This window comes from Burkholderia sp. NRF60-BP8, assembly GCF_001522585.2.
Lineage (GTDB): Bacteria > Pseudomonadota > Gammaproteobacteria > Burkholderiales > Burkholderiaceae > Burkholderia.
The window spans coordinates 69,885-86,703 of sequence record NZ_CP013372.1 but is presented as its reverse complement, the minus strand read 5'-3'; the positions used below and the strand labels follow the sequence as shown (position 1 = coordinate 86,703).

At 68.3% G+C, this 16,819-nt stretch carries 14 protein-coding genes; 12 read left to right on the top strand and 2 right to left on the bottom strand.

The window, feature by feature from the left end:
- Positions 1-138: 138 nt before the first annotated feature.
- Entirely contained in the window at positions 139-876 is a 738-nt protein-coding gene (locus tag WS54_RS00440) for a response regulator (RefSeq protein ID WP_034205740.1), read from the top strand.
- Positions 873-1,958, top strand: coding sequence for an ATP-binding protein (locus WS54_RS00435; protein WP_059786377.1), 1,086 nt, complete (start codon positions 873-875; stop codon positions 1,956-1,958). The genes WS54_RS00440 and WS54_RS00435 overlap by 4 nt, the downstream gene beginning before the upstream one ends.
- A 17-nt stretch (positions 1,959-1,975) precedes the next feature.
- Here the strand turns inward: WS54_RS00435 and WS54_RS00430 are convergent, their stop codons facing one another.
- A complete protein-coding gene (locus tag WS54_RS00430; protein ID WP_034206285.1) occupies positions 1,976-2,662 on the bottom strand; it encodes a hypothetical protein in 687 nt (228 codons plus the stop codon).
- Between the two features lie 281 nt (positions 2,663-2,943).
- On the opposite strand from WS54_RS00430, the gene WS54_RS00425 reads away from it, so the two are divergent.
- From WS54_RS00425 to WS54_RS00380, 10 genes are all read left to right on the top strand, one after another.
- Positions 2,944-4,209, top strand: a complete 1,266-nt coding sequence (locus tag WS54_RS00425; RefSeq protein WP_442861315.1) for an ABC transporter substrate-binding protein — start codon at positions 2,944-2,946, stop codon at positions 4,207-4,209.
- Complete coding sequence (locus WS54_RS00420) at positions 4,193-5,152, top strand: carbohydrate ABC transporter permease (protein WP_230624859.1); 960 nt, start codon at positions 4,193-4,195, stop codon at positions 5,150-5,152. The genes WS54_RS00425 and WS54_RS00420 overlap by 17 nt, the downstream gene beginning before the upstream one ends.
- Positions 5,140-5,982, top strand: coding sequence for a carbohydrate ABC transporter permease (locus WS54_RS00415; RefSeq protein ID WP_059786371.1), 843 nt, complete (start codon positions 5,140-5,142; stop codon positions 5,980-5,982). The genes WS54_RS00420 and WS54_RS00415 overlap by 13 nt, the downstream gene beginning before the upstream one ends.
- Before the next feature lie 10 nt (positions 5,983-5,992).
- Positions 5,993-7,027 (top strand): NAD(P)-dependent alcohol dehydrogenase, encoded by a 1,035-nt coding sequence (locus WS54_RS00410; protein WP_034205744.1) that lies wholly within the window; start codon positions 5,993-5,995, stop codon positions 7,025-7,027.
- A 3-nt stretch (positions 7,028-7,030) separates the two neighbouring features.
- Positions 7,031-8,224, top strand: coding sequence for an ABC transporter ATP-binding protein (locus tag WS54_RS00405; RefSeq protein WP_059786368.1), 1,194 nt, complete (start codon positions 7,031-7,033; stop codon positions 8,222-8,224).
- A 29-nt stretch (positions 8,225-8,253) separates the two neighbouring features.
- Positions 8,254-9,189 carry an AraC family transcriptional regulator gene (locus WS54_RS00400; protein WP_034205746.1) on the top strand — a complete coding sequence of 312 codons (936 nt, stop codon included), beginning with the start codon at positions 8,254-8,256 and terminating at the stop codon, positions 9,187-9,189.
- Positions 9,186-10,652, top strand: coding sequence for a xylulokinase (gene xylB / locus WS54_RS00395; RefSeq protein ID WP_059786367.1), 1,467 nt, complete (start codon positions 9,186-9,188; stop codon positions 10,650-10,652). Before WS54_RS00400 ends, xylB begins: the two co-directional genes overlap by 4 nt.
- 82 nt (positions 10,653-10,734) lie before the next feature.
- Positions 10,735-11,811 carry a MerR family transcriptional regulator gene (locus WS54_RS00390; protein ID WP_059786364.1) on the top strand — a complete coding sequence of 359 codons (1,077 nt, stop codon included), beginning with the start codon at positions 10,735-10,737 and terminating at the stop codon, positions 11,809-11,811.
- A 334-nt stretch (positions 11,812-12,145) separates the two neighbouring features.
- Positions 12,146-13,099, top strand: coding sequence for a hypothetical protein (locus WS54_RS00385; protein WP_059786362.1), 954 nt, complete (start codon positions 12,146-12,148; stop codon positions 13,097-13,099).
- 42 nt (positions 13,100-13,141) lie between these two features.
- Positions 13,142-13,579 carry a GNAT family N-acetyltransferase gene (locus tag WS54_RS00380; protein WP_059786360.1) on the top strand — a complete coding sequence of 146 codons (438 nt, stop codon included), beginning with the start codon at positions 13,142-13,144 and terminating at the stop codon, positions 13,577-13,579.
- A gap of 111 nt (positions 13,580-13,690) precedes the next feature.
- On the opposite strand, the gene WS54_RS00375 is transcribed toward WS54_RS00380, so the two are convergent.
- Positions 13,691-16,576, bottom strand: coding sequence for a beta-propeller fold lactonase family protein (locus WS54_RS00375; RefSeq protein WP_059786357.1), 2,886 nt, complete (start codon positions 16,574-16,576; stop codon positions 13,691-13,693).
- Positions 16,577-16,819: the final 243 nt, after the last annotated feature.

Below are 16,819 nucleotides of genomic sequence, written 5' to 3'. Positions count from 1 at the left end.
GCAGCGCTTCCGAAAGGTCGCGGAAAGCCGGCGCACGCAACGGCGATCGACCCGGTCTCGCCCGTCTCCGTTCGGTTGCGCGGGCCGTGCGGTAGTATGGCGATTCGATGGAACCCCGATAGATCCGAACGAGTGGCCATGCCCGAATTTTCTTCATCTCCCGGCGCCGGCCAGCGCGCACAGGCGCTCGTCCTCATCGCCGAGGACGAACCCGAGATCGCCGAGATCCTGACCGCCTATTTCGCGCGCAACGGCCTGCGTACCGTGCACGCCGCCGACGGCCGCCGCGCGCTCGAACTCCACCTGTCGCTGAAGCCCGACCTCGTGCTGCTCGACGTGCAGATGCCGCACGTCGACGGCTGGAAGGTGCTCGCCGAGATCCGCCATCGCGGCGATACGCCGGTCATCATGCTGACCGCGCTCGACCAGGACATCGACAAGCTGACCGGGCTGCGCATCGGCGCCGACGACTACGTGGTCAAGCCGTTCAACCCGGCCGAAGTCGTCGCGCGCGCCCAGGCGGTGCTGCGCCGGTCGATGGGCGGCTCGCGCCAGGAAGAGCAGCGCGTGCTGCGCGCCGCGCCGTTCGAGATCGATCTCGAGCACCACGAAGCGACGGTCGAAGTCGACGGCGCGCGCCACACGCTCGTGCTGACGCTCACCGAATTCAAGCTGCTCGCGCAGCTCGCGCGCGCGCCGCGCCGCGTGTTCAGCCGCGCCGAGCTGATGGCGACCTGCCTGCCGGAAGGCGACGCGCTGGAGCGCACGGTCGACAGCCACGTCAGCAAGCTGCGCAAGAAACTCGACGATCTCGGCGTCGCGGGCGTGCCGGCCAGCGTGCGCGGCGTCGGCTACAAACTGTGGAGCGGCGAGTGAGACTCGATGGCCTGAGCCGCCAGATCGCGCTGACGATGGGCGCGATCGCCTTCGGCATCACGGTGCTGATCGTCGTGACGGCCTATGCGTTCTACTACCTGCTGTACCAGTACTCGCCGGAGTCGTTCCAGCCGCAGAGCTGGCTCCCGAGCGGGCCGGAGTGGGTGTGGATCATCTCGACCACGCTGGTCGGCCTGCTGATTGCCGTCATCGTCGCGATCAATCTGTCGCGCCGCATCCTCGTGCCGCTGAATTCGGTGACGGACAGCATCCGCCGCGTCGCGCGCGGCGATCTCGGCGCACGCGCGGTCGCCGGCGACCGTTCGTTGAAGGAAGCGGCGCTGCTCGCCGACAACTTCAACGCGCTCGCGAGCGAACTGCAGCGCGTGACCGACGAGCAAACCTTCTGGAACGCGGCGATCGCGCACGAGCTGCGCACGCCCGTGACCGTGCTGCGCGGCCGGCTGCAGGGGCTTGCCGAAGGCGTGTTCACGCCGAGCGAGGCGCTGTACCGCAGCCTGCTCGCGCAGGTCGAAGGGCTGACGCGGCTGATCGAGGATCTGCGCGTGGTCAGCCTCGCCGACAGCGGCCACCTGAGCATCGAGATCCGCGACACCGATCTCGCCGCCGAAGTGCGCGCCGTGGTCGACGTGTTCGCGCACGCGCTGCAGGCCGCCGGCCAGCATCCGGAACTCGATCTCGACCCGCGTCGCATGCGCTGCGACCCGGTCCGCATGCGCCAGGCGTTGCTCGCGCTGCTGGAGAACGCACGCCGCCATGCGGTGCCCGGCGCGATCCGGATCCAGACGCGCATCGAGAACGGCATGTGCCGGCTGCGCGTCGAGGACGACGGCCCGGGCATTCCCGCCGAGTTCGCGCCGCACGTGTTCCAGGCGTTCCGGCGCGTCGACGAGTCGCAACCCGGCGGCACCGGCCTCGGGCTCGCCGTCGTCGCGGCGATCGCGCATGCGCATCGCGGCGAAGCGCTGTGCGTGCCGACCGGCGCGGGCGGCACGCGGTTCGACGTGCAGTGGCCCGACGATCTCGTGCCGGCGGCCGACGGCGAGCGCTTCCCGACCTGACGCGCGGGCCTTGCCGCTCATGCGCGCGGTTCGCGCCCGACCTGTTCGAGCGGTGGGCGAAAGCCGAGCACCGTGTACTCCATCACCGATACCCTCCCTTTGCCGGCCGCGCCCTGCACGATCACCGCGCGCACGGCGCCGGCGCGGTCGAATGTCAGCCGCGTGCCGACGGTCGCGTGGCGCAACGCCTCAAGCTCCTCGATCCGCGCGATCGCCAGCTTGCGTACTGCGCCGGACACGTACACGGGCAGGAACGCCAGCGCGATGAAGATCGACACCGCGTCCTTCGACACGCTGTCCAGCACCGGCTGGCCCGACATCACGAGCGACAGCGACGTCGCGGCGACGAAGATCGCGAGCACGGTGGCACCGACGCCGAGCGACGCGAGCCGCTCGGCCGCCTTCTTCATGAGCGCCTTCACGAGTGCGCGCGCGGTCTCGGACGTCATCAGCCATTCGCGCTGCGCACCGTAGAAACCGGCGATACCGAGGAACAGCGTCGCGACCGCGCTGATCGCGATGCTGGTGTACAGCGCGCCGGCCATTACGCAGACGAATTCCAGCACGAACACGATCGCGAGCGGGCACAGCAGCAGGCGGAACGAATAGCCGTCGCGGCCGTGCCCGCGGATCCACCATCTCACCGGCGCGAGCTGCCAGAAGCGGCTCTCCGGGCGCAGCGAAAGTTCGTCGTTGTCGGTCAATTTCCCACCTGTCGAATCTCGCACCGTGTCGGCGAGGCCGGCACGCGGGCCGTGAATCCGCACGGCCGCAGCCGCATTCTCCCAGATGCACGGCGCGGCGCGAAAGGGCGCTCCACCGCCCGACCACCACATTTTGTGCATCGCACGACCCAACCTGAGCAAAAAGTATCGGTTCGCGAACTCTTTTGATGTGGTGATCGCATCGCCCGCGTCACACCATTGTTCCTGCCGTCATCGGCGGCATTCGAACAAGCAGAATCAAGGAGACACGGGTGAACAAGATGCGAATCGTCGCAGCCGGCGTGCTGCTCGGCGCCTGTCTGCCGGGCGTCGCGGCCGCGCAGGTCTGCAAGGTGCCGACCCTTCGGGTGCTCGCGCAGAAGAGCCTCGGCCTGTCGGTGATGGAGAAATCGCTGGCCGACTACGAGAAGAAGAGCGGCACGAAGGTCGAGATCAGCTATTTCGGCGAGAACGACCGCCGCGCGAAATCGCGGCTCGACGCGTCGACCGGCGCGGGCTCCTACCAGATCTACTACGTCGACGAGGCGAACGTCGCCGAATTCGCGTCGGCCAACTGGATCGTGCCGCTCCTCAAGTACTACCCGAAGGAATACGACTACGACGACTTCCTGCCCGGCCGCTGCGCGGTCGCGAGCTACAACGGCGTCGCGTACTTCGCGCCGCTGATCGGCGGCGGCGACTTCCTGTTCTACCGCCGCGACCTGCTCGACGCCGCGCACATCCCCGTGCCGAAGACGCTCGACCAGCTCGTCGCCGCGATCAAGAAGCTCAACGCGCCGCCGAAGCTGTACGGCTGGGTCGCGCGCGGCCAGCGCGGCTCGGGGATGAACGTGTGGCGCTGGTCGCCGTTCATGCTCGGCATGGGCGGCGCGTGGACCGACAAGGGCGGCCAGCCCGCGTTCAATTCGCCGGCCGCCGTGAAGGCCACGCAGCTCTACGGCGACCTGTTCAAGTACGCGCCGCCGGGCGCCGCCACCTACGACTGGAGCAACGCGCTCGAAGCGTTCCGCTCCGGCAAGGTCGCGTTCATGATCGAGTCGACGCCGTTCGCGGACTGGATGGAAGACGCGAGCAAGTCGAGCGTGGCCGGCAAGGTCGGCTACACGCGGCCGCCCGCGCCGCTGCCGTCGGCCGCGTACGGCCACGGCTTCGCGATCTCGGCCGTCGGCGCGAAGGACGACTGCACGCGCATGGCCGCCGGCCGCTTCATCGCATGGGCGACCAGCAAGGAACAGGAGCAGGCACGGCTGCGCAACGGCGTGTTCAGCGACTACAACCGCTCGAGCACGATCGCCAGCCCGTACTTCAAGCAACACGTCGCGCCGCAGATCCAGGCCGGGCTGAACGACACCAACCCCGTCACGCAGGTGACGATCTGGCGTACGCCGCAGTGGCCGGATATCGGCGACAACCTCGGCATCGCGCTCGAACAGGTGTTCACCGGCACGCAGACGGACATCCGCGGCACGCTCGACGACGCGGACCAGTACGCGAAGGACGCGCTCGAACATGTCGCTCGCAAATGACGGCGCCGGCGGACGCGCGCTCGGCGTCCGCCCCGCCCCTTCCCCGTCCTCGGCCCGGCGCGCCGGCGCGCGCCGCGACCGCACGAGCCTGCCGTGGGTGTTCCTCGCGCCGACGCTCGCGCTGCTCGCGGTCCTGAGCCTCGTCCCGACGATCGCCGCGATCAACCTCGCGTTGCGCAACCGCGTGCTGCGCTACCCGGACAGCGAATACGTCGGCCTGCGCAACTTCGTCCGGCTCGCGTCGGACCGGCGCTTCCTGAACGCGATCGAGGTGTCGGTGCTGTGGGAAGTCGTCACGGTCGCCGGCGCGGTGCTGGTCGGCATCGCGCTCGCGGTGTTCCTGTTCGAGCGCGTGCACGGTCGCTGGCGCCGTGTCGCGTCGCTGGTGCTGATCATGCCGGTGCTGCTGCCGCGCGTGTCGGCCGCGTTCATCTGGAAGTTCATGTACGCGCCGCTCACCGGGATCCTGAGCTGGCTGCTCGGCACGCTCGGCGTCGAGCACACCGCGTTTCTCGCCGATCCGCATCTTGCGCTGTATGCGGTCGCGCTCGTCGACGTGTGGCAGTGGGGACTGTTCTTCGCGGTCGTGATCCTGAAGCTGCTGGAGACGCTGCCGCCCGAGCCGCTCGAAGCCGCGCGGCTCGACTACGCGACGACGTGGCAGGTGCATGCGTACATCGCGCTGCCGATGCTCAAGGCGCCGCTCGTGAGCCTCGTGTTCATCAAGATGGTCGAATCGCTGCGCTCGTTCGACCTGATCTACGTGATGACCAAGGGCGGCCCCGGCATCGCGACCGAAACGCTCGATCTCTACGCGTACCAGCAGGGCATCGGCCTCGCCGGCAAGGTGTCGTATGCGTCGGGCATGGCCGTGCTGATGATGGTCGCGACCACGCTCGTCTTCACGCTCATCTGGAAGAGGGTCAACAAATGGGACGACTGACGGCACGCCGAATGGCTCGCCGCGGCCCTGCCGCCACCGTGTCCACCGTCGCGATCGCCGGCGCGATCCTAATCGTCGCCGCGTTCCCGCTGTTCTGGGCCGTGCTCAATTCGCTCAAGCACCTGCTCGACATCGTCACGCCGACGCCGCGCTTCTTCTTCACGCCGACGCTCGCGAACTACGAACAGGTGCTGTCGAGCCCCGAAGTATTGATCGGCCTCGGCAACAGCATCGCGATCGTCGGCGCGGCCGTGCTGATCGGCGCGCTGCTCGGCGTGCCGGCCGCGTATGCGATCGCGCGCTACCCCGTGCGCGGCAAGCGCGACATCCAGTTCTTCCTGCTGTCGCTGCGCTTTTTGCCGCCCGTCGCGGTCGCGCTGCCGCTGATCGCGATCTGGGTCGATCTCGGGCTGTACGACACGAAGCTGTCGATGATCGTCACGTACCTGCTCGTCACGCTGTCGACCATCACGTGGCTGTCGATTCCCGTCTTTCGCCGGCTGCCGCGCGAGATCGAGGAAGCCGCCGCGCTCGACGGCTACGGCCCGTACGCGGTGTTCTGGCATATCGCGCTGCCGGTGTGCGCGAGCACGCTGCTCGGCGGCATCGTGTTCAGCTTCGTACTGGTGTGGAACGAACTGATGATCGCGCTCGCGCTCACGTCGTCGCGCAGCGCGACGCTGCCGGTGGTCGCGTCCGCGTTCACGTCGCTCGGCCAGGAAGTGCCGTGGGGCGTGATCAACGCGTCGACGGTGCTGCTCGCGCTGCCGCCGCTCGTATTCGTCGGCATGCTGAGCCGGCTGCTCAATTCGATCGTCAAGGGAAAATAAGGAGAACACGTTGAAAGCGCTCGTACTCGAACGCACGCGCGAGCTCGCGCTGCGCGACATCGACCTGCCGCAAGAGGTCGGCCCCGGCGACGTCCGGATCAAGGTCCATACGGTCGGCGTCTGCGGCAGCGACGTGCATTACTACGTTCACGGCGGAATCGGCCCGTTCCGCGTCGATGCGCCGATGGTGCTCGGTCACGAAGCATCCGGCACCGTCGTCGAGACCGGCGCCGACGTCACGCACCTGCGCGTCGGCGACCGCGTGTGCATGGAGCCCGGCGTGCCGCGCCTCGATTCGCCCGCGACGCTGCGCGGGCTCTACAACCTCGATCCCGACGTGCGCTTCTGGGCGACGCCGCCGGTCCACGGCTGCCTGACGCCGTTCGTCGTACATCCGGCCGCGTTCACGTACCGGCTGCCCGACAACGTGTCGTTCGCCGAAGGCGCGATCGTCGAGCCGCTGTCGATCGGCCTGCAGGCCGCGAAGAAGGCGGCGATGAAACCGGGCGACCTCGCGGTCGTGATCGGCGCCGGCACGATCGGTGCGATGACGGCGCTCGCCGCACTTGCCGGCGGCGCCGCGCGCGTGATCCTCGCCGACGTCGTGCCGGACAAGCTCGCGCTGTTCGCCGGCAATCCGGCCGTCACGACCGTCGACGTGCGCACGCAGCCGCTCGCCGACGCGGTGGCCGACGCATCGGGCGGCTGGGGCGCGGACGTCGTGTTCGAGGCAAGCGGCAGCGCGAACGCGTATGCGGGCCTCGTCGATCTGATCTGCCCCGGCGGCTGCGCGGTGCTGATCGGGATGCCGGTGGCGCCGGTGCCGCTCGACGTGGTCGCGCTGCAGGCGAAGGAAGGCCGCATCGAATCGGTGTTCCGCTACGCGAACATCTTCCCGCGCGCGCTCGCGCTGATCGCATCCGGCGCGATCGACGTGAAGCCGTTCATCTCGCGCACATTCCCGTTTTCCGAAGGCGTGCGCGCGTTCGAGGAAGCGGCGAGCGGGCAGCCGCGCGACGTCAAGATTCAGATCGAAATGGATTGAGCCATGGCCCGAATCGTCTGCCACGCATTGTCGAAGCACTACGACGGCGGCCCCGCCGTGCTGCATCCGCTCGACCTCGAGATCGCCGACGGCGAATTCATCGTGCTGCTCGGCCCGTCCGGCTGCGGCAAGTCGACGATGTTGCGAATGATCGCGGGCCTCGAGGCGATCACCGGCGGCGAGCTCGCGATCGGCGACGCGGTCGTCAACGACCTGCCGCCGCGCGAGCGCAATGTCGCGATGGTGTTCCAGAACTATGCGCTGTATCCGCACATGACGGTGTACGACAACATCGCGTTCGGCCTGCGGCGCCTGAAGGTGCCGGCCGACGAGATCGACCGCCGCGTGCGCGACGTCGCGCGCATCCTGAGCCTCGACGCGCTGCTCGAGCGCCGCCCGCGCGCGATGTCGGGCGGCCAGCAGCAGCGCGCGGCGATCGCGCGCGCGATGATCAAGACGCCCGACGTGTTCCTGTTCGACGAGCCGTTGTCGAATCTCGACGCGAAGCTGCGCACGCAGTTGCGCGGCGACATCAAGCGGCTGCATCGGCAGTTGAAGACGACCACGCTGTACGTCACGCACGACCAACTCGAAGCGATGACGCTCGCCGATCGCGTCGTGCTGATGCGCGGCGGCCGCATCGAGCAGATCGGCACGCCGGCCGAGTTGTACGGCCAGCCGCATACCGTGTTCGCGGCCGGGTTCGTCGGCACGCCCGCGATGAACTTCGCGGACGGCACGATCGCGCGCGTCGGCACGACCGTGCTGCTCGACTGCAACGGCACGCGCTGGCCGCTCGCGTCCTCACGCTTCGCGCGGCTGCAGGACGGCCAGCAGGTGAAGGCCGCGATTCGCCCGAACCACCTGCGGCTCGTCTCCGAAGGCGATCCGACCCCGGGTACGCTCACGCTGACCGGCACGGTCGAACTCGTCGAATTGCTCGGCGCCGAGGCGCTCGTCACGCTGGACTGGCGCGGCCAGCCGTGCGCGGCCCTCGTGCCGGCCCCGATGGCTCCAGCGCCGGGCGCCGTGGTAGCGTGGCGCTTCGACGAAGAAGCCCTGCATCTGTTCGACGCCGGCACCGAGCGCAACGTCGCGCTGCCGGATGCGAACCCGATCGCGCACGCGGCGGCGCCGGCGGCCGCGACGCGCGCCACGCCGCCTGCCGCGACGGGCTGGTCGACGTCCCGTTCGTAGCACGCCGGCCTGCCCCGACGGAGCACACGATGAACCCGGATCTCGAGATCGTTCCCACCCACCGCGACGAATCGTTCCGCGCGTGGGTCCACGACTATCCGCATTCGGTCGCGAAGTGGCACTTCCATCCGGAGTACGAGATTCATCTGATCCAGGCGTCGCGCGGCAAGGTGTTCGTCGGCGACCACATCGGCGATTTCGGCCCCGGCAACCTGATCGTCACCGGGCCGAATCTGCCGCACAACTGGGTCAGCGAGCTCGCCGACGGCGAACGCGTGCCGTCGCGCGACGTCGTGCTGCAGTTCTCGCGCGATGCGATCGAGAAGATGGTCGGCGCGTTCAGCGAATTGCAGCCGGTGATCGACCTGATCGACGACGCGGCGCGCGGCGTGCAGTTTCCCGACCGCGTGGGCATCGAGGTCGCGCCGCTGATGCTCGAACTCGCGAACGCGCACGGCTGCCGGCGCGTCGAGATCCTGATGTCGCTGTTCGACCGGCTGTCGTCGTGCCGCGAGCGGCGCGTGCTCGCGGGGCCCGGCTACCGCAGCGACGCGCAGCACTACATGTCGTCGACCATCAACCAGGTGCTGTCGTACCTGCAGCAGAACCTGCCCGGCATGCTGCGCGAAACCGACGTCGCCGCGTTCGCCGGCATGAGCGTCAGCACCTTCACGCGGTTTTTCCGGCGTCACACCGGCTCGTCGTTCGTGCGCTACCTGAACCGGCTGCGCATCAACGAGGCCTGCGAGCTGCTGATGTTTTCCGACCTGACGGTGACCGACATCTGCTACCGGGTTGGCTTCAACAACCTGTCGAACTTCAACCGTCAGTTTCTCGCGATGAAGCAGGTGCCGCCGTCGAAGTTCCGCGCGCTGCACCGGCTCAACGAACCGCACGGCCGCGACGACGCGCCGCCCCCGCGACGCGCGCCGCCGCGCGCCCCAGACAGGACGCTTCATACGTGACATATCTCGGCATCGATCTCGGCACGTCCGAGGTCAAGGTTCTCCTCACCGATTCCCGATCGGTCCCGCTCGCGACCGGCTCGGCCACGCTGTCGATCAGCCGGCCGCATCCGCACTGGTCCGAACAAAGCCCGCAGGCGTGGTGGCACGCGATGCTCGACGCGATCGCGTCGGTACGCGCCGCGCACCCGGCCGGCTTCGCCGCGCTGCGCGGCATCGCACTGTCCGGCCAGATGCACGGTGCGACGCTGATCGACCGCGCGGACCAGGTGCTGCGCCCCGCGATCCTGTGGAACGACACGCGCGCCGGCACCGAATGCGTCGAGCTCGAGGCACTGGTGCCGGAATCGCGCGCGATCACCGGCAACATGGCGATGCCCGGCTTCACCGCGCCGAAGCTGCTGTGGCTCGCGAAATACGAGCCGGCCGTGTTTCGCGCGGTGCACAAGGTGCTGCTGCCGAAGGACTACCTGATCTGGCGCCTGTCCGGCGAATTCGTGTCCGACCTGTCCGACGCGTCGGGCACACTGTGGCTCGACTGTGCGCGCCGCGACTGGTCCGACCGGATGCTCGCCGCGACCGACCTGTCGCGCGCACAGTTGCCGCGCCTCGTCGAAGGCAACGCGGCCGCGGCGCAGTTGCGCGACGCGCTGCGGCGCGAGTGGGGTATCGCCGGGCCCGTGACGATCGCCGGCGGCGCCGGCGACAACGCGGCGTCCGCGATCGGCATGGGCGTCACGGGCGCCGGCAGCGGCTTCCTGTCGCTCGGCACGTCGGGCGTGCTGTTCGCCGGCAACGACCGCTTCGCGCCGAACCCGGACGCCGCCGTGCACGCGTTCTGTCACTGCGTCGAAGGGCGCTGGCACCAGATGAGCGTGATCCTGTCGGCCGCCGCGAGCCTCGACTGGCTCGCGCGCGCGCAGGGCACGACCGCCGGCGCGCTGGCGGCGCGCGCCGAACGCGCCGATCCGGCTCGCGCGCCGCTGTTCCTGCCGTATCTCGGCGGGGAGCGCACACCGCACAACGACGCGCATGCGCGTGGCGTGTTCTTCGGGCTGTCGAACGAGCACGATGCCGACGATCTCGCGTATGCGGTGATGGAGGGCGTCGCGTTCGCGATGGCCGACGGCTACGACGCGCTGCGCGCGGCCGGCACGACGCTCGACGCGGTGTCGTTCATCGGCGGCGGTTCGAAGAGCGCGTTCTGGGCGCGGCTGTGCGCGAATGCGACGGGGCTCGCGATGCTGCGCCATGCGGACGGCGCGGTCGGGGCGGCGCTCGGCGCAGCGCGCCTTGCGCGTCTCGCGGCGACGGGCGACACGCTGGAGGACGTCTGTGTCGCGCCGCCCGTCGCGGAGACGGTCGTGCCCGATGCCGCGTCGGCCGACCTGCTGGCGGGGCGGCTCGCGCGCTATCGGCGGTTGTATCGCGCGCTGCGGGACGAGTTCGCGGCCGCCGACTGAACGTTCGCGCGATCGCGCTTGACCCGACCCTTGGGATCGCCTTTATGCTGAGCGCAACGAATCGTCGGCAAAGAGGTGACGGATGGGTACGGACACACCCCGTTTGAACGCATCGGCCGCCGCCGCTCGGCTCGGCGTCTCGATCAAGGCGCTGCGGCTGTACGAGCGGCAGGGCCTCGTTACGCCAGCACGCACGCCGGCCGGATACCGCGCGTACGGCCCGGAAGATCTCGCGCGTGCCGCCGACATCGCGGCGCTGCGCAAGCTCGGCCTCGGGCTCGCGCAAGTGGCGAGCGTCCTCGACGGCGACGCGCGCCATCTCGACGCCGTGCTGGCTGCTCACGAAGCGGCGCTCGATCACGGGATTCGAGCGCTCGTGAGCAAGCTCGACGGCGTGCGCGCGATGCGCGCCGACCTCACGCGCGGCCGGATGCCGGCCGATGGCGACCTGACGCGGCTGCTCGGCGAAACGGACGCGGGTGTCGCGTTCAGCCTGCCGTGGCCGTGGGGCGGCGAACGGTTCGAGTGTCGCGATATCCGACCGTTGAACTACATCATCGGTTCGCTGGGGAGCGGCAAGACGCGGCTCGCGCTTCGGCTGGCCGATGCGTTGCCCGGCGCCGTGTTCGTCGGCCTCGATCGGCTGGACGACGATTGCGCCGCGGCATCCGACGCATTGCGCGCCGATCCGGAACTGAAGTCGCGCGTCGACCGCACGTCGGCGTTGCTCGTCGACAACGGCGCGACGCCGTCGGCGGCGCTGACCGCACTGCTCGTCAGCCTCGAAGCGGAAAGCCCGCGCGTGCGGATCGTCGACATGATCGAACAAGGCCTCGACCGCGCCACGCAACTGGCATTGATCGCGCATCTACGCGAACGCGCGGCCGCCGGCATGCGGCCGCTGTTCCTGCTGACCCGCTCGACGGCGATCCTCGATCTGGCAGCGGTCGGCCCCGACGAAACCATCCTGTTGTGCCCGGCCAATCACAGCCCGCCTGCGCGCGTGGCGCCTTACCCGGGTGCGCCGGGGTATGAAGCCGTGGCCACGTGCCTCGCGGCGCCGGAGGTCCGAGAGCGGATTGCGCGGCGGCCGGAAGCGCGCGCCGTCATGCTTCGTCCGGAGCAGGAAACGAATACTTCGCGATCTGCCCATCGGTGAACGTGATGGCGCGCGACAACCGATAGATGTACGCATCCTGCCGGTAGATGCGAAGCGCGAGAAATCGCTCGCCGCTCAATTGGCGTTGCATTGCCCCGATCTACGCGCGCAGCGCTTCAAACCGATTCATGGTCGCAGCAACCTGACATGGATTCGCGTCCGGATTGACGCTATCGGACAAGTTCGTTGCTTGTCGGCCGCTGTCGGGACACGTCGGCAAGTCGTCTTGTCCTGATGGCCAAAATCGCGCGCAAACGGTCATTCGCGTTCAACATGAAGGACGTCCGAAAGCGTTCGTTTCGGGTATCGTCCACCTTTCCTGCCAGCACGCCACATGACCGCAAATGGAAACAGTACCGGCCCGGCCGATATCGGCCCCTGCGACGCGATGAGCCGATTTCGCGTCACCTACGACGGGCCCGCGCTCGAATCGTCAGAGATGGACGTGCGCGAACTCGCGCCCGCGCTGCTCGCCTTCGGCGATTTGCTCGATGCGTCGACGCGCGCGCTGTGCGGCGATCAGGTTCGGCCGCAGGTGAACGTGCGCGGCAGCTTCAAGACCGGCAGCTTCGGCATCGATTTCACGCTCGCGACCACCCTGCTCGGCCGCATGCGCGATCTGTTGAGCGGCAACGAAGGCACGGCACTCGCCAACGCGGTCACGATCCTGACCGCGCTCGGCATCGCCGCGCCAAGAGCGAGGAGCGGGCTTTTCGCGGTCCTCAAATGGCTGCGTGGGCGCGAGATCACCCAAGTGCGAATGCAGGACCACACCGCGGTGCTGCACGTCGACGGCGACGCCCTCGAAATCGACCTGCCCGTGCTCACGCTGCTGCGCGACGTCCGCGTTCGCCATGCAACCGCGCAAGTGCTTGCGCCGCTCGCGCGCGACGGCATCGAGATGTTCGCGGCCGGCACCGACACGGAGGTGTACGAAACGGTCACCCGCGACGAGATGCCATGGTTTCACGCGCCCGAGCCAACCGCTGCGCTCCTGCTCGACGAGCATCGCAAGATGGCGTTCTCGATCGTGTCGCTTGCGTTCAAGGACGACAACAAATGGCGCCTGTACGACGGCACGTCGACGATTCACGCGACGATCACGGATGCCGGCTTCCTGTCGCGCGTGAACAACAGCCAGATCAGTTTCAGCAAGGGGGACGTGCTCCTGTGCAATGTCCGTATGCAGCAGTGGCACACTTCGGACGGGGCAAAAACCGAGTACGAGGTCACGGATGTCCTCGAACATCGCCCGGCTGGCCTGCAGATTCCGTTGCCGGGCCTGTGATCCACGTCGAAGCCTCGCGCGCGACGCAACCGCTCACCACTCATGAAACCGGCAATCCATCTGCGTACTGCCTCCCGGGAAGATCTTCCGTTCCTGCTGACGCTCCGTCGGCTCACGATGACCGAGCACCTGGAGCGCGTCGGCGCGCCGACCGACGATGAAGCGCACGACCGGCGCATCCGCGCGAACTTCGACGACGCGATGATCGTCTGCGAAGGCGCCGACGCCATCGGCCTGCTGAAGGTGACGCGCGCGGTCGGCGAATGGCACGTCCATCAGATCCAGATCCACCCCGCGCGCCAGCGGCAGGGAATCGGCGAAGCCGTATTGCACGCGCTGCTGACCGACGCCGCGCATGCGCGCGTGCCGGTAGCGCTCAGCGTGCTGCACGGCAACCCGGCGCGGCGGCTCTACGAGCGACTCGGCTTTCGCGTCGCATCGGAAACCGACACGAGCGCGAACATGATCTGGCGCGCGTGACGTCGCGCGGCCCCATCAGAAGCCGGCGATATCCTCAGTTGCCACGCGCCTCGCTAAAAACACGGGCCCTCCCGACGGAAGGGCCCGCTTCCACCTCGACCGCCCGAACGATCAATCGTCGTCGCGGCTCGCGACCTTCTGCGTTACACCGCGCAGCTTCGGATACGGCCGCGCGCCCATCATCCCCTTCCACAACACGCGGTTGAACTGATCCGCCGGCACTTCGTCGGCATCGTCGAAGTCGAACTTCGCCGTCACCTTCGCCCAGTACGCGGCGTCGTGCGTCGGCGTGACGTCCGGGCCAGCCGCGTATTGCAGCGCGTTCTCGCCCCCCGCTTCGGCCACGCGCAACCCGGTGCCCTTCAGCGCCGTCGACGCGACGGCCGTATAGCTCCACGACGCCGGGCCATGCACGTCGAACACGTCGGTCATCGGTCGCTGATACGCGGTATTCAGGTTCATGTGTTGCGTACCGAGCACGTCCTCGATGGTACGCAGCGCGTTGACCTGGCTGTAGCGCGTCCGGATCACCGCGCCCTGCTTCACATACGGCCCGACGATGTACGCGGGCCCGCGGTGCGAATCCACGTGATCGGGACCGTCCTGCACATCGTCCTCGGTTACGACGATCAGCGTGTCGTTCGCATACGGGCTCTTCGCCACGGCCTCGACGAGCCGGCCGACGGCCAGATCGTTGTCCGCCTGCTGCGTTTCCGGCGTATTCACGCCGGCGAACGCCGTGCCGAACGCGCCCATGTGATCGTGCGACAGACGCACCAGCGACAGCGTCGGCAGGTTGCCGCTCGCGACGTACTGGTCGAACTCGCGCTTCCACTCGTTGAGGCGCCACTGATCCGGATACGTCTGGTCGAAGCCGCGGAAGTACACGTCGGTCATCGGCGCGAGCCGAGGATCGAGCGCGGCGGCCTGCACGACACCGGCCGCATGCGGATCGACGATCGGGTTCGCGGCCGTGCCGATGCTGCCGACGTTGTTCACGAGGAAGCCGTAGTTGCGGACGGTGCCGCCGCCGGCCAGCACCGCATCGAAGATGTAGCCGCGCTGACGGCCGAACGGCGCATCGGACGACGCATGGTTGCCCGTGCCGGGCAGCAGGTTCGCCGCACCGCCCGGCAGGGCCGCCGCCGCGTTGCTGTAGTTCGTCGTGCCGGCCGGGCCGGCCACCGCGTCGCGCTGCTGCACCGTTTCCCAGTTGACCGGCACGCTGCGGTTGGTGCCTTCGCTCTCGTACGACAGGCCGCGATTGACCGCCGCGTAGTTGATCTGCTGGGTGATCGTCTCCGTGTTGGTGACGCGCCCCTGCAGCGCCCACGACCAGCCGTCCATGCTGCCGTCGCCCGGGTTCATGAAATTGTCGAGCGTCACGAACTGGCTCGCGAGACGATGGAAGTTCGGCGTGATGTTGCGGCCGAACTGGGCCAGCCGCGGATCGCCGTCGGCGCCGTTGCCGATGTCGCCGAGCACCTGGTCGAACGTGCGGTTTTCCTTGACGACGTAGATCACGTGCTTGATGTGACGGCGCAAGAAGCCCATCACTTCGTTGTCGCGGTCGTTGTCTTCCGGACGATAGAAGTTGTTGCGGGCCGCCTGCTGCGTGAGCGTCGGCAGTTCATGGGCCGCCGGCACCGGCGCGCTCACGAGCGACGCGCGCTCGAGCTGGAACTGATATTCGTTCGACGCGTGCGACGCGGCTGCCTGCGCCGGCGTTGCGCCGAACAGGTGATCCGGGTTCGGGCCGGTCGTGCTCTTGCCGTTCACGACGTACATCCACGTGCCGTCGGCGCTGAACGTCACGTCGTGCGGCTCGAACGCGGTGGGGATCAAGCCCGTGACGCGATACGCGCGCTCGCCGACGAGCGGTATGACGGCGATTTCGTTCGCGCCGGCGTTGGTCGCATACAGCGTGCGACCGTCGCGCGACAGCGTCACTGCGTACGTTGCCGCGCCCGTATGCGCCTTGCCGTGCGGGAGCACGCCGGCCGGCGCGCGCGCATCGATCCGGTTCACGACCGCGTTGCTGTCGGTGTCGATCACCGCGACCTGGTCGGCGTTGTCCTGCGCGACGAACAGCCGCGACTGCGACGCGTCGAGCGTCATGCCGAGCGCGTTGCCATCCAGCTTGATGCGTTTCACGAGGCGGCCATGCGACGGCGACGACACGTCGACCGCGACGATTTCGCGATCGCGATCCGACGATACGTATGCGATGCCGTTGCCCTTCATCGCGACCGCGAACGGGAACGTGCCGCCGGCATCGCCGCTACGGCCTTCGTTGCCGGAGAAGAACGGACGCAAGTCATGCTCGTAGCGCACGCTACCGGTCGCGGTATCGATCACGCTGATCGAATCGTTGTAGTTGTTCGCGACGACGAGCGTCTTGCCGTCGGCCGACAGCGCGAGACCGGCTGCGTTCGGCTGCACGCGAATGCCGACGCCCTTGCCGCCGTGGCCGAGCGCGATCGTGGTCGACAGCGCCCACGCGCCGCCGTGCTGCGCATACACGTAAACCGCATCGTCGCTGCCGCCGGTCGCATAGAGCTTGCTGCCGTCGTGCGAAAACACCAGGCCGACGAACGCGTTGGTCTGCTGAAGCACTTGCTTGAGCGCCGGGTGCGTCTTGTTCGCGCCCGCGACGTCGTACAGGAAGATGAACTGCGTCGACGCTGCGGTATCGACCGAGCCGTCCGGCTTGTACAGCGAGTTCTGACCAGCGGTGATGATCGCCAGCGTCTTGCCGTCGGGGCTCAATTGCGAGCGCACGGCCTCCCCCGCGACGAAATGCGGATAGGCCGTCAGCCCGGGATTCAGAAATTGCCGCACCGCGCCGCGCACGGCCAGCGGCGTGACGAACTGGCCGCTCGGCACGCGGGCGGCATCGGCGGCGTTGAACCCGTCCGCATATGCCTGCGATGCAAACAGCACGGCCGACATGATCGCGCCGAGCCGGAGCGCGCGCTTGACCTGGATATCTTTCATAGGAATCCTCTGTACTGGTGGGGGCGAGTATCGTCTGACGTGTCCGGCATAACCATGGCGTCGTCTGGCCGTATCGCGCAGCGGCGGGAGCCCGTACTATCGATCGAAATACGGCGCGTCGGCGATCGTCGACGTGCGGGAATTACATCGCCACCCAATGTCAAGCACGTGACCGGTTCCATTGCGGCCCGGACAATTACACATCGTTACAGCAAAGGCGTTTCGATGACAGCCATCGTATTG

Bases quoted from the DNA above. Each gene is read 5' to 3' on its own strand.
- WS54_RS00440 (WP_034205740.1), top strand. From the start codon at position 139: ATGCCCGAATTTTCTTCATCTCCCGGCGCCGGCCAGCGCGCACAGGCG.
- WS54_RS00425 (WP_442861315.1), top strand. From the start codon at position 2,944: ATGCGAATCGTCGCAGCCGGCGTGCTGCTCGGCGCCTGTCTGCCGGGC.
- WS54_RS00420 (WP_230624859.1), top strand. From the start codon at position 4,193: ATGTCGCTCGCAAATGACGGCGCCGGCGGACGCGCGCTCGGCGTCCGC.
- WS54_RS00415 (WP_059786371.1), top strand. From the start codon at position 5,140: ATGGGACGACTGACGGCACGCCGAATGGCTCGCCGCGGCCCTGCCGCC.
- WS54_RS00405 (WP_059786368.1), top strand. From the start codon at position 7,031: ATGGCCCGAATCGTCTGCCACGCATTGTCGAAGCACTACGACGGCGGC.
- WS54_RS00400 (WP_034205746.1), top strand. From the start codon at position 8,254: ATGAACCCGGATCTCGAGATCGTTCCCACCCACCGCGACGAATCGTTC.
- WS54_RS00390 (WP_059786364.1), top strand. From the start codon at position 10,735: ATGGGTACGGACACACCCCGTTTGAACGCATCGGCCGCCGCCGCTCGG.
- WS54_RS00385 (WP_059786362.1), top strand. From the start codon at position 12,146: ATGACCGCAAATGGAAACAGTACCGGCCCGGCCGATATCGGCCCCTGC.
- WS54_RS00380 (WP_059786360.1), top strand. From the start codon at position 13,142: ATGAAACCGGCAATCCATCTGCGTACTGCCTCCCGGGAAGATCTTCCG.
- WS54_RS00375 (WP_059786357.1), bottom strand. From the start codon at position 16,576: ATGAAAGATATCCAGGTCAAGCGCGCGCTCCGGCTCGGCGCGATCATG.